General features: G+C 70.0%; 18 protein-coding genes. 9 read left to right on the top strand and 9 right to left on the bottom strand.

The genetic code is table 11. The annotated features are described in order from the left end of the window. The first annotated feature begins 25 nt into the window (after nucleotides 1-25). A complete protein-coding gene (locus KBX46_RS19900) occupies nucleotides 26-3,034 on the top strand; it encodes a fibronectin type III domain-containing protein (RefSeq protein ID WP_210793599.1) in 3,009 nt (1,002 codons plus the stop codon). An 88-nt stretch (nucleotides 3,035-3,122) separates the two neighbouring features. Here KBX46_RS19900 and KBX46_RS19905 read toward each other — a convergent pair whose 3' ends face one another. From KBX46_RS19905 to KBX46_RS19920, 4 genes are all read right to left on the bottom strand, one after another. Continuing rightward, the gene (locus KBX46_RS19905) at nucleotides 3,123-4,106 is read right to left on the bottom strand and encodes a hypothetical protein (RefSeq protein WP_210793600.1); all 984 of its coding nucleotides are present in this window, start codon (nucleotides 4,104-4,106) and stop codon (nucleotides 3,123-3,125) included. A gap of 16 nt (nucleotides 4,107-4,122) precedes the next feature. After that, nucleotides 4,123-4,668 (bottom strand): hypothetical protein, encoded by a 546-nt coding sequence (locus KBX46_RS19910; RefSeq protein WP_210793601.1) that lies wholly within the window; start codon nucleotides 4,666-4,668, stop codon nucleotides 4,123-4,125. A gap of 233 nt (nucleotides 4,669-4,901) precedes the next feature. Beyond that, nucleotides 4,902-5,924: a DUF4331 family protein gene (locus KBX46_RS19915; RefSeq protein ID WP_210793602.1), complete on the bottom strand. Its 1,023-nt coding sequence runs from the start codon at nucleotides 5,922-5,924 to the stop codon at nucleotides 4,902-4,904. 168 nt (nucleotides 5,925-6,092) lie between these two features. After that, nucleotides 6,093-7,352: a family 16 glycosylhydrolase gene (locus KBX46_RS19920; RefSeq protein WP_308159625.1), complete on the bottom strand. Its 1,260-nt coding sequence runs from the start codon at nucleotides 7,350-7,352 to the stop codon at nucleotides 6,093-6,095. Nucleotides 7,353-7,734: 382 nt separating this feature from the next. Between KBX46_RS19920 and KBX46_RS19925 the strand changes: the two genes are divergently transcribed. Next, on the top strand, nucleotides 7,735-8,133 hold the full coding sequence (locus tag KBX46_RS19925) for a hypothetical protein (protein ID WP_210793603.1): 399 nt from the start codon (nucleotides 7,735-7,737) through the stop codon (nucleotides 8,131-8,133). 16 nt (nucleotides 8,134-8,149) lie between these two features. On the opposite strand, the gene KBX46_RS19930 is transcribed toward KBX46_RS19925, so the two are convergent. From KBX46_RS19930 to KBX46_RS19945, 4 genes are all read right to left on the bottom strand, one after another. Continuing rightward, nucleotides 8,150-9,616: an aminotransferase class V-fold PLP-dependent enzyme gene (locus KBX46_RS19930; RefSeq protein WP_210793604.1), complete on the bottom strand. Its 1,467-nt coding sequence runs from the start codon at nucleotides 9,614-9,616 to the stop codon at nucleotides 8,150-8,152. After that, nucleotides 9,603-11,288: an ATP-binding cassette domain-containing protein gene (locus tag KBX46_RS19935; RefSeq protein ID WP_210793605.1), complete on the bottom strand. Its 1,686-nt coding sequence runs from the start codon at nucleotides 11,286-11,288 to the stop codon at nucleotides 9,603-9,605. Before KBX46_RS19935 ends, KBX46_RS19930 begins: the two co-directional genes overlap by 14 nt. A gap of 167 nt (nucleotides 11,289-11,455) precedes the next feature. Beyond that, the gene (locus tag KBX46_RS19940; RefSeq protein WP_210793606.1) at nucleotides 11,456-12,289 is read right to left on the bottom strand and encodes an alpha/beta fold hydrolase; all 834 of its coding nucleotides are present in this window, start codon (nucleotides 12,287-12,289) and stop codon (nucleotides 11,456-11,458) included. Then, the gene (locus KBX46_RS19945) at nucleotides 12,286-12,870 is read right to left on the bottom strand and encodes a TetR/AcrR family transcriptional regulator (protein WP_210793607.1); all 585 of its coding nucleotides are present in this window, start codon (nucleotides 12,868-12,870) and stop codon (nucleotides 12,286-12,288) included. The genes KBX46_RS19940 and KBX46_RS19945 overlap by 4 nt, the downstream gene beginning before the upstream one ends. Nucleotides 12,871-13,006: 136 nt before the next feature. On the opposite strand from KBX46_RS19945, the gene KBX46_RS19950 reads away from it, so the two are divergent. From KBX46_RS19950 to KBX46_RS19970, 5 genes are all read left to right on the top strand, one after another. Next, complete coding sequence (locus tag KBX46_RS19950; protein WP_210793608.1) at nucleotides 13,007-14,185, top strand: glutathione-independent formaldehyde dehydrogenase; 1,179 nt, start codon at nucleotides 13,007-13,009, stop codon at nucleotides 14,183-14,185. A 531-nt stretch (nucleotides 14,186-14,716) separates the two neighbouring features. Continuing rightward, nucleotides 14,717-16,264, top strand: a complete 1,548-nt coding sequence (mmsA, locus tag KBX46_RS19955; RefSeq protein ID WP_210793609.1) for a multiple monosaccharide ABC transporter ATP-binding protein — start codon at nucleotides 14,717-14,719, stop codon at nucleotides 16,262-16,264. Beyond that, the gene (gene mmsB, locus KBX46_RS19960; protein WP_210793610.1) at nucleotides 16,261-17,559 is read left to right on the top strand and encodes a multiple monosaccharide ABC transporter permease; all 1,299 of its coding nucleotides are present in this window, start codon (nucleotides 16,261-16,263) and stop codon (nucleotides 17,557-17,559) included. The genes mmsA and mmsB overlap by 4 nt, the downstream gene beginning before the upstream one ends. 52 nt (nucleotides 17,560-17,611) lie before the next feature. After that, entirely contained in the window at nucleotides 17,612-18,715 is a 1,104-nt protein-coding gene (locus KBX46_RS19965; RefSeq protein ID WP_210793611.1) for a sugar-binding protein, read from the top strand. A 169-nt stretch (nucleotides 18,716-18,884) separates the two neighbouring features. Continuing rightward, the gene (locus tag KBX46_RS19970; protein ID WP_247667863.1) at nucleotides 18,885-20,090 is read left to right on the top strand and encodes an ROK family transcriptional regulator; all 1,206 of its coding nucleotides are present in this window, start codon (nucleotides 18,885-18,887) and stop codon (nucleotides 20,088-20,090) included. A 25-nt stretch (nucleotides 20,091-20,115) separates the two neighbouring features. Here the strand turns inward: KBX46_RS19970 and KBX46_RS19975 are convergent, their stop codons facing one another. Next, nucleotides 20,116-20,460 carry a hypothetical protein gene (locus tag KBX46_RS19975; protein ID WP_210793613.1) on the bottom strand — a complete coding sequence of 115 codons (345 nt, stop codon included), beginning with the start codon at nucleotides 20,458-20,460 and terminating at the stop codon, nucleotides 20,116-20,118. Between the two features lie 89 nt (nucleotides 20,461-20,549). Between KBX46_RS19975 and KBX46_RS19980 the strand changes: the two genes are divergently transcribed. Then, nucleotides 20,550-21,521, top strand: coding sequence for an ATP-binding cassette domain-containing protein (locus tag KBX46_RS19980; RefSeq protein WP_210793614.1), 972 nt, complete (start codon nucleotides 20,550-20,552; stop codon nucleotides 21,519-21,521). Continuing rightward, entirely contained in the window at nucleotides 21,518-22,348 is an 831-nt protein-coding gene (locus tag KBX46_RS19985; RefSeq protein WP_210793615.1) for an ABC transporter permease, read from the top strand. Before KBX46_RS19980 ends, KBX46_RS19985 begins: the two co-directional genes overlap by 4 nt. Nucleotides 22,349-22,378: the final 30 nt, after the last annotated feature.

Below are 22,378 nucleotides of genomic sequence, written 5' to 3' on the forward strand. Positions count from 1 at the left end.
ACTGGAGTGAAAGCTGGGAGTGGGCATGTCGTTTTGGGGCCGGCGTCGTCCGACCAGCACCGCGGCGCTGGTCGTCGTCGTGATCGCGGGGGTCCTCGCGTTCGCGCCGCAACCGGCGCGGGCGGCCGGGTCCGTCCTGTTCGACCAGCCGTTTCACAACAACACAGCGAACGGCCTCGGCGCTGTGGCGGTGCCAGGTGTGCCCGGCGCCTCCGCGACCAACGCCGCCTGTCTCAGCGCGGCGGGCAACTCGGCCACCGGACCCCTGCTCAGCTGCCTCACCTCCACCGACCCGCAGGGCGCGGGCAAGCTGCGCCTCACCCCCGCCACCGTCACCCGCCAGGGTGGGGTGGTCGGTGCGGTGAGTGTGCCGACCTCGCAGGGGCTGCACGTCACCTTCAACACCTACCAGTACGGCGGCAACAACCCGGGCGCGGACGGCCTCGCGTTCGTGTTGGCCGCTGTCGACCCGGCCAACCCGAGACCCCCGTCCACCCTCGGGCAGCCGGGTGGGTCACTGGGCTACTCGGCAGCGTTCAACGGCGCCTCGGTGGGCCTCTCCAACGGTTACCTCGGCATCGGGCTGGACGTCTTCGGCAACTTCAGCAACAGCACCTACCAGGGGACCGGGTGCACGAACCCGCCGTACATCTCGACCACCAACGGCCGGGTCCCCGGCCAGGTCGTGGTGCGCGGACCGGGCCGCAACAGCGTCGGCTACTGCGCGATCAACAGCACCGCCACCAGCACCTCCTCGGCTGCACTGGCATTGCGGGCCGCCACCCGGGCCGCCTCGGTGGTGCCGGTCGAGGTGGTCGCCAACACCACCTCGTCCTCGTTCACCACGGACACCGGCATCACCGTTCCGGCGGGGGAGTACCGGGTCAGGTTCACCCCGGTCGGCGGGTCGGCGCGGACCCTGGCCGGCAGCCTCCCGGTTGTGTCACCGAGTCTGTACCCGTCGCCGACCTGGCTGAACGCCAGCGGCTACCCCCGGCAACTGGCCTTCGGATGGGTCGCCTCGACCGGCTCGGTCACCGACTTCCACGAGGTCGACAACGCCCGGACGGTCAGCTTCAACCCGGTACCGGACCTGAACGTGTCACAGACCAGCGCGGTCGGGGCCAACCCGCAGCCCGGTGACCCGGTCACCTACTCGATCACCGCAGGCGTCGACGCCGGGGCCACCGAGACGTCGCCGATCACTGTCACCCAGACCATGCCCACCGGTGTCGTACCGCGCGGCGCGTACGGCTCCGGCTGGGTCTGCGGCGCCCCGTCCGGACAGACCATCAGCTGCACCAACAGCAACGGCCCGTTCGCCGGTGACACCTCGCTGCCGCCGATCACGGTCGCGGCAACCGTCACCGGCACAGCGGTGACGCCGTCGCTGATCCAGACCACGACGGTGGCGACCTCGTCCTCGATCGACGCGAACCCGGGTCTCTCCACAGTCACCACACCCGTCGCGCCGGCCACCGCACCCGCTGGCGTCACCGTCACCCCGGACCAGAGCTCGGTCTCCGGGGGAATCGCGGTCACAGTGGGCGGCAGCAACCTCACCGGAGCGACAGCGATCACCATCGGTACGGCCGCCGAACAGCAGGCCGGCACGTCGGTGCTGCTGTTGCCGTGTACCTCCGGCCCGGCCGCCGGCTGCTTCACAGTGAACCCGGGCGGCACCCTCGGCATCTCATCCATGCCCGCCCGGTCCAGCCCGGCGACGGTCACGGTCAGCGTCGTCACCCGAGGCTCGGCGGGATCGGCGAGTTACGTCTACGCGTCCGCGCCGGGCACCCCGGCCACACCGACCGCGGCAGCAGGCGTCACCAGCGCCACAGTGAACTGGACTGCGCCGTCGGACAACGGCAGCCCGATCACCGGCTACCTGATCACCCCGATCCGCGACGGTGTCGTCCAACCGACCCTCTCCTTCGACGCCTCCACCACCAGCCGCACGTTGACGGGACTGACCGCTGGCGCCTCGTACGCCTTCCGGGTGGCGGCGGTGAACGCGTACGGCACCAGCACGGCCAGCCCGCCCTCGGCGGCCGTGGTCCCGTACACCCTGCCGGGAGCACCGACGATCACCTCGGCCACGGCGGGGACCAACGCCGCCACGCTGACCTGGACCGCCCCGGCCAACGGCGGCTCGCCGATCACCGGCTACACAGTGACGCCCTACCTCGGCGACGTGGCGCAGACACCCCAGGCCTTCACCGGGACCGCCACGACCCGGATCGTCACCGGGCTGACCGCTGGCACCACGTACACCTTCCGGGTGGCCGCGACCAACGCCGCCGGGACCGGTCCACAGTCGGCCTCCTCCGGGTCGGTCACGGTCAACGCGGCACCGACGTTGACCTTTGCACCGCCGCCGCCCGGCAGGGCGTACGACCCGTACCAGTACCAGCTGACGGTGACCGGCGGGACGGGTCCCTTCGCCTGGGCGGTGAGCGCCGGGAGCCTGCCCGCCGGGCTGACCCTCGACCCGGTCACCGGTCTGCTCGCCGGTACGCCCACCGTGTCCGGAACATTTCCGTTCACCGTCCGGGTGACCGACTCGTTCGACCAGTCGGCGACCCGAGGAGTCGAATTGGTCATCAGCCCGCTCGGTGGGCTCTCCATCAGCGTCCCGGCGATCTCCCCGCTCGGCACCGCCAGCGCGGGCACGACCGGCGTCTCGGGCCAACTCGGCCCGGTGACCGTGACCGACGATCGCGGGCCGTTCTCCGGAAACTGGGTCAGCGTCGTCTCCAGCACGAGCTTCACCACGGGCTCCGGCTCGGCCGGCGAGACGATCCCGAACAGCAGCATCACGTACGCCTCCGGTGCCGCCCTGACCACCACCGGCGTCGGCACCTTCGTCCCGCAGGCCGGCGCGGTGCTGGACACCACGCGTACGGCCGCCAGGTGGTCCGGCCAGACCGGCGGCCCGAACTCCGTCACCTGGAACCCGACCCTCTGGGTGACGCTCCCGCCGGGGGTGGTGGTCGGCGACTACGCGGCGGCCGTGACGCACTCGGTCATCTAGGGTCCGCGGCGCCGGGGCCGGGTTCTGAGAAACATCACTGCCCGGCCGTTCCTCGGGAAACGGCCGGGCAGTCTGTGTGGACCGGAGGTCAGGCGAGCCGGGTGCGTTGTCGGCGGACGAGATACCAGCCGGCAAGGGTGACGAGCACCAACAGGGCGATCCCGCCGACCGCGTAGACCAACCAGTTCGGCCCGGCGGAGTTCGCGACCACCATCGGCACCGCGACGGGCAGGCTGATCTTCCCGGTCGCCGTGCGTTCGACGATGCCGCTGGCCAGCTTCGCGCGCACGTCCCAGGTCCCCGCGGGCAGTGCCTGGTTGACCTCGATCTGGACCTGGCCGCTCTGGCCGGGCAGGATCGTCACGCCGTTGGTCACCTTGAACGGGCCGGCCTGGACCGCCGCCCTGGTCAGCGACAGGGTGCCGGTCATGTCCAGCGCGCGCTCGCCGGTGTTGGTGACCTTCGCGGTGATCACCGGAAACTCGCCGGGTCCGGGTTCCGCGGCCAGCCCGTCGATGCGGAAGTCCGTCGGCGGCTCGCCACCCGGACCGATGTCGAGGTAGACCCGGATGCCCACCCGGTGGATCTGGGTGATGTTGCCGGTGCGCTCCTTCGCGCTGGTGACTTGGGCCCAGATCGCCCCGTACCGCTCACCCTTCGACGCCTTCCTCGGCACGGCGATCTCGACCTCGACCGGCCGTCGCTCGCCCGGGTCCAGCTCGATCCCGGAGGTCTTCAGCCGGATCCAACCGCTGAGTTCGTTGCCCGCGCGTCCCTCGGGAACGGTGAAGGCGTTGTTCTCGACCGATGCCGCCCCGGAATAGAAATCGATCTTCTGTGACTCGCCGGAGGTGTTCTCCACCTCGACCCGACGGTTGATCGTCGCCCCGGGCTTCAGGTGATCCACGATGTAGACCTGGGCCCGGGGATCCTGCACCCTGCTGGCGGGGATGTCCAGCATGCGGATGCTGATGGCGGCGTCCTCGGCGGGCTCCTGTCGCTGCTCCCGCACGGCAGCGGCTGGTGCCGCCGAAACCCCGAGCGCCACGAGGGCGACCGAGGCCAGCAGCACCAGCCGGCCGAGCGGGTCAGAACACCGAATGTGTCACCGTCCCCGTGTAGACACCTTGGACGGTGCCGACGGGCACGTTCACCACCAGTGTGGGGTTCCAGGTGGCGAAGTTGTTTCCCGTGCCGCCGGTGTGGCTCATCGCCGTCCGGGGGACGTTGACGATCGCCTGCTGGGCGGCGGTGGGCTGACCCGGCGTGAAGGTGCCGCCGCCGGCGGTCGCCGTGGCGGGGCCGGACCAGTACAGGACGTTGATGTTGGGGATCGTCTCCCCGGAGCTGCCGCCGCCGGTGACGAAGTCGGTGGAGGTGACGTTGGCGGTCCAGTTGGGGGTGAGCGCTCCACGCTGGTCCAGCACGGTGACCGGGCCGAGTTGACCGGAGATGGTCGTGCCCTCCACCCCGTTGCCGATGTTCGCGGTCGCCGGCACCGTGATCGAGAGACCACCGGCGGCGTCGACGGTGAGGGTCACGACCGTGTCGCCCGTCGTGTCCGCGGCGGCCGGCCCGGCGAGCGCGACGACGGCGGCAACGCCGGCCAAGCCCGCGAGAAACTTTCTACGCATCAAGTCTCCTTGTGTCCTGAATAACCCATGGGAAGCAGTTCGAGCGTAACTACGCAAATGCCCCATTAGGGGCTGAATGACGCAGGGTCACTCCGGCAGGCGGAGTCGATGCCCGAGCGGGTCATCTGGGGGTGGACGATCCACCGCTCTCAGCGAGAGTCGGGGTATCCGAACGTTCCGGATACCCCGACTTCTCGGTGAGCGACGGCTCGTGTGCGCCTCGCGGATCTCCGTCAGGCCGGGACCACGTAGGGGAAGGAGGCGGCACGGGCCGACTTGGTGACCTCCGGGGTGAGCCCGGAGGTGGTGCCGGTGTTGAGGATCAGGGAGAACATCACCTCGGGCGCGTTGTCCGCCATGGTGCGCCCGTTGCGGATCGCGAAGCCGAAGTTCGCGGCCGTGCCGACCTTGTACGACAGCATGTCGGGGTAGAGCTGTCGGGCGACGCTCCAGCCGTACGCCTGGGGGTCCGGTGCGGTGCCGTTCGCCGCGACGACACCCGCGACGGCGTTGGCGATCTCCTCGCCGTCCTCGGTGAGGTCTTGACTGGGGTGGCGGAAGTTGGCGGGATTCGAGAAGTCGGTGTCGTGCGGCCAGAAGATCGGCCACATCATGGGGTGGCCGGCGCGGTTGATCTGGCGCCAGCCACCGGCATCGGTGGCCAGCAGCGTGCGACACCACACGCCGATCTCGGTGCCGTCGCGCAGCAACGGCTCGTCATGGGAGACCTCAAGGACTATCGACTCCACTGTCGTGCCCGCGAAGCTGTTCTTGGCCTGGTCGACGCGCCACGCTGAGCGGTCCACCATCGACCCGTCCTTCACCGCGCCGTTGATGGTGGAGAGTTCGTCGAGATCGATGAAGAACGGGTCGGTGATCCGCCCGGCCCAGATCCGGACGTTGCCGCCGGTCGTCACCTCGCCGGTGCGCCCCTCCGCGATGGGAGTGCCCATCGCGGCGTCGTCGCGGGCGTCCGCCCCGGTCAGCTCGTACAGCTGGAAGGTCTGCCTGTTGTCACCGTCGAGCTCGCCGAAGGCGAACCGGTAGGTCAGATCCTCCATCTCGGCGCCGTTGACATGGATCTTGATCTCGTAACGGCCCTCGGCGTGGAAGCCGCGCTTGATGTCGGCCTTGGTCACCGAGCTGTTGACGTCCATCACGAACACCGTGGCGCGGTTGCCGTCGAAGACGTACAGGTCGTCGATGTAGAGCTGGCCGCCCTGGGCGGCGAGGGGGGTGTCGAGGTGGTGCGACATGAGTTCACTCCCGGAGCGGCCGAATATCTGGATTAATCCGAACATAGCGGGCAGGAGACAACCTGCCGCGCCATCGGCTGAATCCGGAGTCGCCCGGGTTGGGGGCCCGCACGGCGGTGGGCCGCCCGAAGCTGTGCTCGGACGGCCCACTCGGCGGTGCTGGTGTCGTCAGATGCGAGACCACTTCTGGTTGGCCGCGCCGAGGCAGTCCCAGAGGTGCAGCTTGCCGCCGTTGTTGGGGTTGGCTTCCCGCACGTCCACGCACTTGTTGGCGTTGAGGTTGACCAGGTCGCCGGCAGCGTTGAGGGTGAAGCGCTGCGCGGGATTGCCGTTGCACGTGACCAGGTTGACCTCGGTGCCGTTGGCGGTGCCGGCCCAGGCGGGGTCCATGCACTTGCCCATCGCGCGGATGGTCCCGTCCGAGGCGAAGGTCCAGGCCTGCGCGGCGGTGGTGTTGCAGTCCCAGATCTGGAGCTTCGCGCCGTCGACCGGGTTGGCGCTGGGGATGTCGATGCAGCGGCCGCTCTGCGCCCCGCGGATCCGGCTGGTGCCGGGAGTCGGGTTGCCGCCACCGTCGGAGGTGTAGCTGGACACCCGGACGTAGTCGACGAGCATCTGCTGCGGGAACTGCGTGGAGCCGTCCGGGTAGCCGGGCCAGTTACCGCCGACCGCCACGTTGAGGATCATGAAGAAGGGGTGGTCGAACACCCAGCGGTTGCCGCCGAGTCGGGCGGGGTCGACCCGGTGGTACTGCACCCCGTCCAGGTACCAGGTGATCACGTTCGGCTCCCAGTCGACCCGGTAGGTGTGGAAGTCGTCGGCGAGCGGTGCCCCGACGGTGCGGCTGCCGGTGATGCCGCCGCCGCCCGAGTAGCCGGGTCCGTGCACCGTGCCGTACACGGTGTTGGGCTCCCGGCCGATGTTCTCCATGATGTCGATCTCGCCGGCGTCGGGCCAGCCGCCGCCGGTGCCGAGCATCCAGAACGCGGGCCAGATGCCCTGACCGCGCGGGATCTTGATCCGCGCCTCGAACCGACCGTACGTCTGGGTGAAGGTGGCCGCCGACAGGAGTCGGGCCGACGTGTACTCACAGCGCCCGTAGTGGCACTGGTAGTTGCCGGGGTTGTCCCGGCGGGCCGTGATGACGAGGTTGCCCTGGCCGTCGTGGACGGCGTTGCTGGTGCTGTTCGTGTAGTACTGCCGCTCGTTGTTGCCCCAACCGCTGCCGCCGATGTCGAACCGCCACTTGTTCTGGTCGACAGGCGTGCCGGCGGGGGAGTTGAACTCGTCCTGCCAGCTGATCGGGCCGATGGCGGCCTCGGCCCGGTCGGGATGCGGCGGGACGACGAGCGCCGCGGCGGTCGCGACGAGGGCGGCCGCCATGAGTACGAGAGGGCGGAAACGGAGTCTGGGGCGGGCTGTGAACACGGGAGGCTCCTCAGCGAGGGGGTGGCGGAGGCTGCGTGCCGGAGAGGCGGAGAGCGCTCTCTAGAATGAAGCATGTCGATATCATGACCTTCTGTCAAGACTGTTTCCAATATGCCAACCGTCCGTTACCGCCCGATGCTGCGCAGTGATCGGTGGAGTGCCGGTGGGCGACAGGATCACCAGGTCGATCGATGTCTCCGAGGTGGACGGCAGCCGCCGCATCGAAGCAGGTCGCCACGATCGAGTACTACTCGATAGCGGTCGAATCGACCCTTCCTATTGCCGTGAGGCGTCCACCCGGGACAGGATGGCGAGGCGTGCGGGAAACCTCCCCGTAACCTGCGCGCTGCTGGTCTCTGTCACAAGGAAGTGGGAGTCAGTCATGAGCGACGCGTCGACGGCGCTGGGTGTGCGCCTCTACCCGGATCTGGTCGAGCGGGGTGGCCTGGCCCCCGCGCTCATCGAAACCGCTGCCCGTCATGGCCTCGATCTCGGCCGGGTCACCGCCCCCGAGCAGGGGCGGAGCCGGTTCACCTGCGCCGAGCTGCACTCCGAGCCGGGCGTGGTCTGCGTGAAGCTGGGATCGCAGGCCCGATACTTCATGATCGATCTGCGGGTCTCGGGCGAGGTCCTCGCGCGCGGCGACGTCATGGACCTGTTGCAGGTCGCCAAGGTGGCGGCGGCTTGGCAGGCCGGGATGACGATCGCCGAGCTCACCGCCCAGTTCCCGTTCATGGAGGAGATCAAGCACCGCCCGGCGCCCGTGGCCCAGGTCAGCTAGCGCGCCGTCGGTCAGGTCAACACCGCAGCCGGGGCGGCAGAGCAGCCTCGACGCCGACCTCACGGTTCAGCCAGGTCGACTGGACGAAGGCGACGAAGCGTTCCGCGTCGGTCGCGGTGGAGGCCAGTCCGAACGAGACGCGGACCGCGCCGCCCGTCGGCAGCCGCAACGCGGCGAGATACTGGTCGATCGTGTCGACCCGCGCCAACAACCGCCGCCGCAGCGACTCCCTCCTGATGCCGAACGCGCCCTCACCCGCGCCCGGGTTGCAGAAACAGCCGGTACGCAGGGAAAAGCCGGCCGCTGCGGCATCCCGTGCGACCAACCGCTCGTCGACCAGCGTGCCGTCCGGATGGCGGAGGTTGAAGGTCACCGTCGCGCCGCGCGCCGCACCCGTCGTCGGCCCGTACACCTGGACCAGCGGCCCACCGGTGTCGTGCCGCAGGGTGACCAGCCGCTCCAGCAACCATTCGGTGAGCAGGCCGACGCGGGTGTGCACGAGATCGACGCCGATCGAGTCGAGCCAGCGCAACCCGAACTCCACGTCCGGGATGCTCAGGAAGTTGAGCGTGCCGTCCTCGAACGCAGACTCGTCATCCATCGACCGGTGCCAGTCGCCCTGCACGCTGACCGCGCGGATCGTGCCGCCGGCGAACCACGGCCGGCGCAGCCGGGCCAGCGCGTCGCGCCGGGCCAGCAGCGCGCCGACCCCGGTGGGATAGCCGAAGAGCTTGTACCAGCTCAGACACACGAAATCCGGCCGGACGACGCTGAGGTCCAACCGGTTCGTCGGCGCGAAGGCGGCGGCGTCGAGCAGCACGTCGTACCCGTGCTGGTGGGCCAACTCCACCCAGCTCAGCGGGTGCTGCACGCCGGAGAAGTTGCTCTGCGCCGGATAGGCGAACAACCCCCGGCGGCCCGGACGACCCCACCGTCCGGCCAGCCCGCGCGGACCGGCGTCGAGCACCCTGGTCAGATCCGATTCGGCGACCCGCAGCTCCGGCCCGCTCAGCGGTACGTAACGCACGGCCCCGCCGGCTGCCCGGGCGTACTCCCGGATGCCGTTGACCGAGTTGTGGTTGTCCCAGGTCAGCACCAGCGGCGAGGCCCGGCCGAAGTCGTACGCCTCGCCGACCAGCCGGCAGGCGCCGCTGGCGTTCGGGGTGAAGACGACCGCGTACTCGGCCGGGTCGGCGTGGAAGAAGTCGAGCACCGCGCGTCGGGCCGAGTCCACCAGGGAACCTGCCGCCGCGCTGGTGGGGTTCTCCGAGTGGGGATTGCTGTACAGCCCGGCGAGCAGCCGATCGTGGTGTTGGCGTACCTGGGCCTGTGCCGCCACCCCGGCCCCGGCGTAGTCGAGATACACCTGCCCGTCCGTGTCCAGGTGGCGGTACTCGGTGGCGCGCAGCTCGTCGATCCGCCCGGTGGCGGCATATCCCGGCAAGGCGGTCGGGGAGGTGCGCGGCGGCTCAGGTCGTTCCACGGGAGTCCCGTCGTGCCAGCACCGCCCAGGTGGCGCACAGGAAGAGCAGCACGAAACCGCCGAGCACCAGCCAGTTGACCCACACCGGCCGGGAGAAGCTGTCACCGTACGTGGCGAGCAGCGGCGGGCCGAGCGGGGAACCACCGTTACGCCAGAGCTGCTCCACCCCGGCGGTGTGCCCAAGGGCCTCGAACGCCCACCGGTTCGACATCGCGTGGCTGAGCCACTGACCGCCGGTCGCCATGGCGGGCACCGGCAGGATCGCGCCGACGAACAGCACCTGCGGGAAGCAGAGCATCGGCAGCATGAGCGTCGCCTGGGCCGCGTCGGAGACGGCCGCGGAGCACAGCAGGCCGAGGGCGAGCGCCGCCGCCGAGGAGAGCAGCAGGGTCGCGTACAGGGCGGCGAAGTCCCGGCCGTCGACCGGTGGCAGCCGGTCGATGCCGCGCAACACCCCGAGCAGAGCCAGGTCCACCAGGGCCAGCAGCGGAAGCAGCACCGCGACCTTCCCCATCAGGTACGGCACCAGCCGGACGCCCGCCAGCCGCTCGCGGCGCAGGATCGGCAACTCGGTGCAGATCTGCAGCAGCCCGTAGGTCAGCCCGAAGAAGAAGCCGCCGAACGCGATCCAGAACAGGATCATCACGGTCACCGTCGGGCTCGGCCGGATCGGGTCGAACGCACCTGGCCGGAACAGCAGCGCGAACATGCCGAGCACCATCAGCGGCGAGCCGAGCAGGATCGCCAGGGTCAGCCGGTTGCGGACGACGATCTCCGCGTTGCGCGTGGTGAGGACGGCCCACTGACGCAACCGGCCGACCCGTCGGGGCGCTGGCGCGGAAACGTCGCAGTGGTCGGTCGCGCGGGCCGGCGGGCCGGCGTCGCGCTGAGCGGCGAAACGGTCGGGCCATGCGGCCGGGTCGGTTTCCTCGTCGAGGCGCAGGTGCACCTCCGCGAGGGACCGCAGGCCGAAGAACTCCCGGGCGGCGGAAGGTGTGCCGGTGAACGCCAGGCGGCCCTGGCGGGTCAGCACCACGACCCGGTCGCAGTGGTCCACGTCGGTGATCTGGTGGGTGGTGAGCACGACTGTGGTCCCCACGTCGGCGAGGGTGCGCAGCACCCGGAGCAACTCCACGGCGATCGCCGGGTCCAGCCCGGAGGTGGGCTCGTCCAGGAAGAACACCCCGGGCCGGTCGAGCAGCTCGACGGCGATGCTGGCGCGCTTGCGCTCACCGCCGCTGAGCCTGCCCACCGGCACCGCGGCCCGCTCGGCGAGCCGCAGTTCGGCCAGCACCTCGGCCACCCGGTCGCTGATCTCGGTCGGCCCGGTCCCGGATGGGAGGCGTAGCCGGGCCGCGTACCGCAGGGTCCGGGCCAGTGGCAGCTCGCGGTGGATGATGTCGTCCTGGGGCACGAAGCCGATCGCGTGGACCGCGTCGGCCCCGGCGTGTGCCACGGTGCCCGTCGTCGGCCGCCGAACCCGGGCGAGCGTCTCCAACAGGGTGGTCTTGCCGGCGCCGCTCGCGCCGATGACGGCGACGACCTCGCCGGGCTGGATGGTCAGCGAGATGTCGTCGAGGATGCGGCGGCCGCGTGGGACGGTGCGGCCCAGACCGGTGGCCGTGATGCCGACGCCGGTACGCGGGGGAGACGTGGTCTGCTCGGTCGTCATGTCGGGTGCCCGATCCGGTCGGTGGGTGGTCCGCCTGAATATCGTGCCTCGCCGATGCTACGTCCGGTGTGGACCGTGCCGGCCCCGCCAGCTCAGCCCGCGCTCCTTCGTCCTCGCGCCGGTGGGGCACCGGTCGCCGTCACGTCGGCGTCGGGGTCTCGGCTCGGCTAGGTCGCCGAGATCTCGGCGAAGAACTGCCGCAGGGCGTCGGCGACGAGAGCTGGTGCCGTCATCGTCGCGAAGTGTGACTGGCCCGGCCAGACGACGTGGCGCGCGGCCGGAATCGTGGCCGCGAGGGTGTGCGTCGTCGTGGGCATCGGCTCCCACGTGTCGGCGCCGGACAGCACGAGAGTCGGCACGGTGATCGAGGACCACCGGGCGATGTCCGTGCTGTCCCCGGCGAGGGCCTCGAGATCGTGCAGCCAACCGATCGCCGACCGCCGCGCCTCGACCGGGTCGGGCGTCCGGTCGCCGGCCGCGGCGGCGAAGGCGGCGACGACCTCAGCCGGAACCCGTGTCACGCCGTTCAACGCCGCTGCCATCGCCCCGGCGTCGTCGCGCTCGAAGGCGGCACGGTACGCGTCGAGCAGGGGTGCGACCTCCGCTCCGGCCGCGAAGAGCGGCGGCTCGAAGACGGCCAGCGAGCGTACGTCGCGCGGATCGGCCGAGGCGGTGTGCAACGCCACTGTCGCGCCGTAGGACGCCCCGACGAGATGGACCGGCTTGCCGGACGGCTGGCGGGCCGCCGCAATGACGGCGGTCAGGTCGGCGGTCTCCTCCGCGAAGGACTTGGGGCCGGGCGGGACGTCGCTGGGACCGTAGCCGCGCCGGGCCGGCATCCACACCTCGTGGTCGTGGGCCAGGTCGTCCGCGACAGTGGCCCAGGAGTGCAGCCCGCCGCCCGAGCCGTGCACGAGGACGACGGGGTCGCCGGCACCCAGACGCCGGACCACCAGGCGGGTCCCGTCGGCCGACTCGACATGGTGATCGTGACTGGTCACTGCTGCTCCCGCGTTCCGGTCGGCCAGTTGCTCACTGTGGTGTGCACCGCGTCGAGGATCGAGTGCCAGGACGCGTCGACGGCGCGGGGATGCCCGAAGCCGTCCGCCGTCTCGAGACTCACGAAACCGTGCAGGGTGCTGCGGACGAATCGCAACGCGTCGGTCAGAGCGGGCTCGTCGAGCCCGTAACCGCGCAGCATCGCGTAGCTCAGCTCGATGAGGCGCAGGTGCCCCGTCGAACTCGTGCCGACCTCGGCCGGCAACGGGAGCTGGGTCGCGGCGTACTGCCCCGGGTGCGTGACGGCGAACGCGCGCCAGGCGTCGGCGAACCCGACGAGGGCCTGGTGGCCCGCCCGACCAGCCACGGCGATCGCGAGTGCGTCGGCGAACCCGGCCGCCGCGCGGACCGCGACCTGCTCGATCAACGCGTCCCGGCTGCGGACGTGCACGTACAGGGCGGCGTCCGAGACGCCGAAATGCCGGGCGACGGCCGCGACGGTCAACCGGGACAGGCCAACCGAGTCCGCCAGCTCGGCTGCGGCGGCCGAGACGCGCGCGCTGGTCAGTCCCTGCCGTGGCATAACGGTCCTTTGGCTGGCTAGGAAATAACTTAGGACTCCTAAGATAGCACCGCCGCAATCTGGTTGCCGATTGCAGCGGCATGAACGGCGCAGTCGGGGGAAGACCGGCCTTCCGCTGCCGAACAGGAGTGCCGGGATGAGAGCCGTCGTCTACACGGGCGTCCGGACCGTCGCCGTGCGGGAAGTGCCCGACGCGACGCTGGAGGCGGAGACCGACGCGGTCGTGCGGATCACCTCCGCCGCCCTCTGCGGCACCGACCTGCACATGTACGACGGACGGACCAGCGCCGAGCCCGGCCTCGTGCTGGGTCACGAACCGTTGGGTGTGGTGCAGGAGGTCGGCAGCGCGGTGCAGACCGTCCGGCCGGGCACGCGGGTGGTGATCCCCACGCACCTGTTCTGCGGGACGTGCGTGATGTGCGCGCGAGGGCTCTCGGCAGCCTGTCTGCGGGCCCGTGCCGAGGGGCCGGGCGCGGCGTACGGCTACGCCGGAATGGGTCCGTACCGGGGCGCCCAGGCCGACCTGCTGCGCGTGCCGTGGGCCGACGCCAACTGCGTACCCGTGCCCGGGGAGCCGGGGGACGCGTACGAGGACGACTTCGTGCTGCTCGCCGACGCGTTCGTCACCGGGTGGCACGCCGCGGCCACCCTCGCCGGGGTCGAGCCGGGTGACACGGTGGCCGTGTTCGGCGCCGGCACCATCGGTCTGCTGAGCGCGTACTCGGCGCTGCTGCGGGGTGCCCGGGTCGTGTACTGCGTCGACGGTGTCGACGCCCGGCTCGACAAGGCCGGCGAGATGGGCGCCGTGCCGATCGACTTCCGCCGGGGCGACCCGGTCGAGCAGATCCGCGCCGACCGGGCCCGGACCGGGCTGCCGCTCGGCGAGGAGAAGCTGGGCGGGGTGGACAAGGTCATCGACGCGGTCGGGTTCCAGGCCCGTGACCGGGAGCACCCCGAGCAGGAGCGTCCGAACCAGGTCATCGCCGACGCGGCCCGACTGGTCAATGCCGCTGGCGCGATCGCGGTCGCCGGTGTGTACCCGGACCGGGACCCACACCCCGGCCCTGGCGCGGACGGTCACGAGAACCTGGTCGCGCCGTGGGGAGCGCTGTTCAGCAAGGGAGTGGCGGTCCGGTTCGGTCGCACCCACGACCGCCGCTACACCGTCCTGCTGCGGGACCTGGTCGTTGCGGGCCGAGCGCGGCCCAGCATGATCGTCACCCACCACGGCACCCTTGACGACGCTCCCGATTTCTATCGCAGCTTCGACCGCAGAGAGAACGGCGTGATCAAGGCGGTGCTGCGCCCGAGCTGACCGGTCGGATCGCGGTCGACGGCCGCGAATCGGCCTTAATGGGCGTTAAGGCGCGGATCCCTCTCCTGGTGGTGGGCGTGTCACGGCGACCGTCGTCGATCCGGGTCATCCGCAGAGGCGTGGGTCACACCGTTCGGCGAGGATCGCCGTGGCGGCCCCGAGGAGGTGTCGGCGTCGCGGTCCGATCAAGATCTTTCGATGGTGGCGGGCGCGCGGGTGGGTCGTTGTTTGTCCGGCCGCTGTGGATCACCCCTGGTGGTGGGGCTTGTCAAGGGCGGCTGGAGCCAACGGCGGCGTCGCTGCCATTTGACAACGTTGCCACCGGCGCGCGAGGGTGCCCGGAGTGACTGCGGGGGCGGCTGTGACGGGCGAAGACAGTGTGACGTCTATATTGCCGGATTGTTACATTTTCAACAGGCCCTCGCCTTGCGGATGACCCTCTGGCCGCAATACGTTGCCGTCAACAACAAAACCAAGTGAAGGTTCAACCTTCCGGAGGCAACCGATGACGTTGGCGAGGTGGTACGAGCGATGAGCGACGTGCCCATCCTCCTTGAGATGCGCTCCATCACCAAGGAGTTCCCTGGAGTCAAGGCCCTCTCCGACGTCAACCTGGTGGTTCGCGCCGGCGAGATCCATGCCATCTGCGGCGAGAACGGTGCGGGCAAGTCCACCCTGATGAAGGTGCTCAGCGGGGTCTACCCGCACGGCACCTACGACGGCCAGATCATCTACCAGGGGTCGGAGAGCAAGTTCTCCGACATCCGGGCCAGTGAGAACGCCGGCATCGTGATCATCCACCAGGAGCTCGCGCTCATTCCCGGAATGTCGATCGCCGAGAACATCTTCCTCGGCAACGAACCGCGCAAGCGGGGCGCGATCGACTGGAAGGCCGCGAACCGGATGGCGCTGGACCTGATGGCCCGGGTCGGTCTGCAAGAGGACCCGGACACCCTGATCAAGGACATCGGGGTCGGCAAGCAGCAGCTCGTGGAGATCGCCAAGGCGTTCGCCAAGGACGTGAAGCTGCTCATCCTGGACGAGCCCACCGCGGCGCTGAACGAGGCCGACTCCAAGCACCTGCTGGACCTGCTGCGTGGGTTCCGCTCCCGCGGCATCACCTCGATCATGATCTCGCACAAGCTCAACGAGATCGAGGCGATCGCGGACCAGATCACCATCCTGCGCGACGGCCGGACCGTGGAGACCCTCGACGTCAAGGCGGACGGGGTCGACGAGGACCGGATCGTGCGGGGCATGGTCGGGCGAGAGCTGAGCAGTCGGTTCCCGGACCACACGCCGAAGATCGGCGAGGTCTTCTTCGAGGTTCGCAACTGGAACGTCCGGCACCCGATCTCCGCCGACCGGCAGGTCTGCAAGAACGAGAGCTTCGTGGTGCGCCGCGGCGAGATCGTCGGCTTCGCCGGTCTGATGGGCGCGGGCCGTACCGAACTCGCGATGAGCATCTTCGGCCGCTCGTACGGGGTGTTCGAGTCGGGCACCATCATCAAGGACGGCAAGGAGATCGTCCTGAAGTCGGTCGCGGACGCGATCGACAACGGGCTCGCGTACGTCAGCGAGGACCGCAAGGCGATCGGCCTCAACCTGCTCGACGACATCAAGGCCTCGACGGTCTCGGCCAAGCTGTCCAAGATTTCGCACCGCGGCGTCCTGAGCGAGGTCGAGGAATACCAGGCGGCCGAGTCGTACCGCAAGGAGTTGCGGACCAAGGCCCCAACGGTCGACGAGAGCGTCTCCAAGCTCTCCGGCGGCAACCAACAGAAGGTCGTCCTGGCGAAGTGGATGTTCACCGACCCGGACCTGCTGATCCTCGACGAGCCGACACGCGGCATCGACGTGGGTGCCAAGTACGAGATCTACGGCATCATCCAGCGGCTCGCCGACCAGGGGAAGGGCGTCATCGTCATCTCCTCGGAGCTGCCTGAGCTGATCGGGCTGTGCGACCGCATCTACACCGTGTTCGAAGGTGCCATCACGGGCGAGATCGCCCGGGCGGACGCCACCCCGGAAAACCTCATGAAGCAGATGACCTCGACGAAGAAGATGGCCACACGATGAGCCGATTGAAGGACCTTCAGAAGAACCTGTTCGGAGGCACCACCTCCAACGCTCGACAGTTCGGAATGATCTTCACCCTGGTGGCGATCGTCGTCCTGTTCCAGATCCTGACCGATGGCCTCACCCTGCGGTCGGACAACCTGATCGCGCTGTTCCAGCAGAATTCCTACATTCTGATCCTGGCCATCGGCATGCTCATGGTGATCGTCGCCGGGCACATCGACCTGTCGGTCGGCTCCGTCGCCGCCTTCGCGGGCATCCTGGTCGCCAAGTCGATGACCGAGTGGGACCTGCCCTGGCCCGCCGCCATCCTGTTCGGCCTCGCGATCGGCGCGGTGATCGGCGCCTGGCAGGGCTTCTGGGTGGCCTACATCGGGGTGCCGGCGTTCATCGTCACCCTGGCGGGCATGCTGCTGTTCCGCGGCGGCAACCAGTTCATCGGTAACGCGAGCACCGTCCCGGTGCCGGAGGGCTTCCGGGAGATCGGCTCCGGCTTCCTTCCGGAGTTCGGTCCGAACACCGGCTACAACAACGCCACGCTGCTGCTCGGTCTGATCGCGGCGGTGGCGGTGGTGTGGCGCGAGATCCAGGCCCGCAAGACCCGACGGGCGATGGACGCCGACCCGGCGCCGATGTGGATCTCCATCCTGCGGATGGCCATCATGGTCGGCGTGATCGCCTTCGCGGCGCTGCGCTTCGCCAGCGGTCGCGTCGGCACCAGCTTCCCGATCTCCGGCATCATCCTGCTGGTCCTGGTGATCGCGTACTCCTTCTACACCCGCAACACTGCCGGTGGCCGGCACATCTACGCGGTGGGCGGCAACTCCCGGGCGGCCGAGCTGTCCGGCGTGAAGCTCAAGCGGGTCAACTTCTTCGTCATGATGAACATGTCCGTCCTGGCCGCACTGGCCGGCATGATCTTCGTGGCCCGTTCGGCGGCCTCCGGTCCGCAGGACGGCAACGGCTGGGAGCTGGACGCCATCGCCGCGGTCTTCATCGGTGGCGCGGCAGTCGCCGGCGGTATCGGCACCATCAGCGGCTCCATCGTCGGTGGTCTCGTCATGGCCGTGCTCAACAACGGCCTCCAGCTCATGGGTGTCGGCACCGACCGCGTCCAGATCATCAAGGGCCTGGTCCTGCTGCTGGCAGTCGCGATCGACGTCTACAACAAGAGCCAGGGGCGCTTCTCGATCGTCGGGAGCCTGATGCGGCCCTTCCGCCGCGACGACTCCGCCCCACCCGCCTCACCGCCGGACGCGGAGCGCGAGCCCGCCAAGGCAGCGGTGTCCGGCTGACGGCCACCGACCTCTCCACCCGCCTCACCATCTAGAAAGGCAAGTCCTCACCATGCGTAAATTCTTCGGCACGTCGGTGGTGGCCATCAGCGCCGCCGCCATGCTGGCCCTCGCCGGCTGCGGCTCCGGCCGTGACGGCGACAGCGACTCCGGCGGCGAGGCCGCCAAGGGCTTCGCGGCGAACTCGCTGATCGGCGTGGCCCTCCCGGCCAAGACCTCGGAGAACTGGGTCCTCGCCGGTGACCTGTTCACCAACGGCCTCAAGGAGGCCGGCTTCCAGGGTGACGTGCAGTACGCCGGCGCGTCGACCACTGTCGCCGACCAGCAGGCTCAGATCACCGCCATGGTCACCAAGGGTGCCAAGGTCATCGTCATCGGCGCGACCGACGCCGCGCAGCTGTCGACCCAGGTCGCGGCGGCCCACCAGGCCGGCGTGAAGGTCATCGCCTACGACCGGCTGATCACCAACACCCCGGACCTCGACTACTACGTCGCGTTCGACAACTTCAAGGTCGGCCAGCTCCAGGGCCAGGCCCTGCTGGAAGGCATGAAGGCCAAGAAGCCGAACGGCCCGTACAACATCGAGCTGTTCTCCGGCTCGCCGGACGACAACAACGCCGGTGTCTTCTTCAACGGCGCGATGGACGTGCTCAAGCCGGAGATCGACAAGGGCAACGTGGTCGTCGCCTCGGGTCAGAAGGACGTCAAGCAGACCGCCATCCAGGGCTGGAAGGCCGAGGGTGCGCAGGCCCGCATGGACCAGCTGCTGACCTCGACCTACGGCAACAAGGAGCTGGACGGCGTCCTCTCCCCGAACGACACGCTGGCCCGCGCCATCCTGACCTCGGTCAAGGGTGCTGGCAAGCCGACCCCGGTCGTCACCGGTCAGGACTCCGAGGTTGAGTCGGTCAAGTCGATCGTCGCTGGCGAGCAGTACATGACGATCAACAAGGACACCCGCAACCTGGTGAAGGAGACCATCAACATGGTCAAGGCTCTCCAGGCCGGTAACGCCCCGCAGGTGAACGACACCAAGTCCTACAACAACGGCAGCAAGGTCGTCGACACGTACCTGCTCCCGCCGGTCGCCGTCACCAAGGCGAACGCGGCTGAGGCGTACGCCAGCGACCCGAAGCTCGCGCCGCTCACCAAGTAATCACCGCACGGTAGGCAGCAACGCCGATGGGTCCCGGATCTCCTCTTCCGGGACCCATCGTCGTCCTGACAGCCCCGCACCACCCGGCACCGACCCGGAAGGAGGTCTGACCGTGGCGTCACCCGTCCGGTCCAGGCCAGCCGGCGTCGGCCGCAACACCGACTCCCCGCTGCCGTCCGTCCCCGGCGCCAGCCAGGAGGAGATCCGGCGACAGAACCTCGGCGCCGTGCTGCGCTACGTCCACCTGCACGGGCCGACGTCCCGGGCCGAGCTCACCGGTCGGCTCGGCCTCAATCGCAGCACCATCGGCGCCCTCGCTGCCGATCTGGTGGCCAGCGGACTGGTCACCGAGGAGGCGCCCACCACCGCCCGCCGCGCCGGCAGGCCCTCGCTGGTGGTCAGCCCCCGCTCCGACCGGGTCTACGCACACGCCCTGAGCATCGACGCCGACCGGCTGCGCGCCGCCCGGGTCGGTCTCGGTGGGCAGATCCTCGATCTGCGAGAGATCCCTCGACCCGGTGGCATGTCGGCGATCGGCGCCGTCGGGCCTCTCGCCGACCTGGTCCGTGACATGGAACGCTCCGTGGCCCCCGACGCGTTGCTGGTCGGTGGCGCGGTCGCGGTCACCGACACCACCCGGGAACCGGACGGCAGGATCCGGATCGCCGGCGTGGACGAGACGCTCGGCACCGCGCTGGCGGCGGAGTTCCGCGCCGGCCCGGGGTTCGTGGCCGGTGACCTGGCCGACATCGCAGGTCTGGCCGAGCACGTACGGGGCGTGGCGGTGGGCATCGACGACGTCATCTACCTGCACGGCGACCGGGGCATCAGTGCCGGCATCATCGTCGGCGGTCGACTGATCATCGGCCACCGTGGCCACAGCGGCAAGGTCGGCCACATGGTCGTCAACCCGAACGGTCTGCCCTGCGGCTGCGGCTCACGCGGCTGCTGGGAGACCGAGATCTCCGAAGCCGCGTTGCTGCGGCACGCGGGCCTGGACCCGAGCGACCGTGGGGCGGTGGCCGAGGTGCTGCGCGCGGCCGCGGAAGGGGACCGGACCGCCCGGGAGGCGGTCGAGCAGGTCGCCGACTGGCTCGGCTTCGGTGTGGCCAACCTGGTCAACGTGGTCAACCCGGACGCCGTGGTGTTCGGTGGAACTCTCCGCGACATCTTCACCGCGGGTGCCGAGGTGGTACGCGATCGACTGGACACCATGCCGCTGCCGGCCTCCCGCGAGCACCTGCGGCTGCGCGCGGCGGCCCTCGGCCGCGACGCCGTCCTGATCGGCGCCGCCGAGTTGGCGTTCGACAAGCTCCTGGCCGACCCGCTCAACGTCGGTGTCGTCGGCCAGGCCGCGAGCACCGAGCCCGCGTAGCCGCGACTGCCCCGTCGGCGAACCGTCAGGGAGCCGGGACCTCCTCCACCACGCTGCTGCCGCTGCCCGGCCGGGACTCCCACGACCAGGTCTCGTGCAGCCGGACCCGACCGTCGGGCAGCACCGACACCTCCGAGACGCAGTGCCCCGAGGACGTCTGACCGTCGCTGTTGAGTTGGACGTACCGGAAGTCCAGCCGGTTGCCGGTACGGGTGCCGACCAGGTGGCCGCGTCGGATGGATCCGCCGGCGTACTCGGCCCACACCTCGCCGGCCCGTTCGTGGTACGCGAACACGGTCTGCGTGCCCACCTCGCCGGCCACCACGTCCGCCACGGCCCGGAACCGCCGACCGTCCAAGGAGATCGTCATCTGCCGAACCTAATCGAGGCAACGTTCCCGTATTCCCTACCGTATGTTGTACGGTAACGGCGGTTGGACGCCTGCGGGAGGGGAGCGCTGTGACGACGAGAGACGACGCGATAGTGGCGGAAGGGCTGCGTAAGCGATATCGGGACCGCTCCGCCCTGGACGGCTTCGACCTGCGGGTGCGGCAGGGCACGGTGTGCGGCCTGCTCGGCCCGAACGGAGCCGGCAAGACCACCTCGGTACGGATCCTGTCCACCCTGCTGCGGCTGGACGAGGGCCGCGCCGAGGTCGCCGGGTTCGACGTGACCCGCCAGCCCGACCAGGTCCGCTACCGGATCGGGCTGGTAGGGCAAAACCCCGCGCTCGACGGGGCGCTGAGCGGCCGGCAGAACCTTGTGCTCTTCGGCCGGCTGTTCCACCTCGGTCGCAGCCGGGCCCGGCAGCGGGCGGACGAACTGCTGGAGCGCTTCGGTCTCGCCGACGCGGCCGAGCAGCCGGTCAGCACGTACTCGGGGGGCATGCGCCGTCGCCTCGACCTGGCCGCCGGCATGATCCTGGCTCCCGCGGTCCTCTTCCTCGACGAACCCACCACCGGGCTGGACCCGCGTGGCCGCAACGAGGTGTGGGAGTCGGTCCGGGAGTTGGTGCGCACCGGCACCACAGTGCTGCTCACCACCCAGCACCTGGACGAGGCCGACCAGCTCGCCGACCGGATCTCGGTGGTCGAGGCCGGCCGGGTGATCGCCGAGGGCACTCCGGACGACCTCAAGACCCAGCTCGGCGGCGATCGGATCGAGGTCGTCGTCGCGGACCCGACCGACCTCGCCACCGCCGTCGCCCAGGTGCGCCGGGTGGCCGACCGCGAGCCGACGGTCGACGTGGACCGGCGGATGGTGAGCGTCCGGGTCGGTCACCAGGCCGGCGCGCTCGTCGACGTGTTGCGGGCGCTCGACGCCGGGAACGTCGCGGTGGCGGACGTCGCGCTGCGCCGTCCCACCCTGGACGACGTGTTCCTGCACCTCACCGGGCACCGGACCCGGACCGCCGAGGAGGTGGCGGCATGAGCGCGACGAGCATGCCGGCCCCGACGGTGGACCTGACACCCGGCCGGCCCGCCCTCCTGACCGACAGCGGCACCCTGATCTGGCGCGCCCTGGCCCGGTGGCGACGTGATCCCGGCCCGCTGATCGCCTCGCTCGGCTTCAACATCCTGATCGTGCTGATGTTCGCCTACCTGTTCGGTGGTGCGTTGCAGGTGCCCGGCGGCGGCAGCTACCGGGAGTTCCTGATGCCCGGCATGTACGTGATGACCATGGTGTTCGGCATCAGCCTCACCACGATCGCCGTCGCCGAGGACCTGGAGCGCGGGGTGACCGACCGGCTCCGATCGATGCCCGTCTCACCGCTGGCCCCGCTGGTGGCCCGGGCCGTGGCCGACATGCTGTTCGCCCTGGTCACCCTCGCGGTCCTGCTGTTGACCGGTCTCGCCATCGGGTGGCGGGCGCACGGCGGGGCCGGTGCCACGCTCGCGGCGGTGGGACTGATCCTGCTGCTGCGCTTCGCCCTGATCTGGGTCGGCATCTTCCTCGGCCTGGTCACCCGCGGGCAGACGGCCGTGGTGGCCGTGCAGACCCTGGAGTTTCCGCTCGGCTTCCTCTCCAACGCGTTCGTCGCACCGTCCACCATGCCCGCGTGGCTCGGTGCGGTGGCCGCCTGGAACCCGCTGTCGGCAACCGTCGGCGCGACCCGCGAGCTGTTCGGCAACCCCGGTTGGGGCGGTGACTCGTGGGCGGCGCAGCACTATCCGTGGCTGGCGGTGCTCTGGCCGGTCGTCCTGGTCGCGGTCTTCCTGCCGCTCTCGGTCGCCCGCTACCGGCGACTGGCCGGCTGACCCGCTCGACGAATGTGCCCCCGGTGGTCG

It is taken from the genome of Micromonospora sp. C81 (assembly GCF_018070425.1).
GTDB classification, from domain to species: Bacteria; Actinomycetota; Actinomycetes; order Mycobacteriales; family Micromonosporaceae; genus Micromonospora; species Micromonospora zamorensis.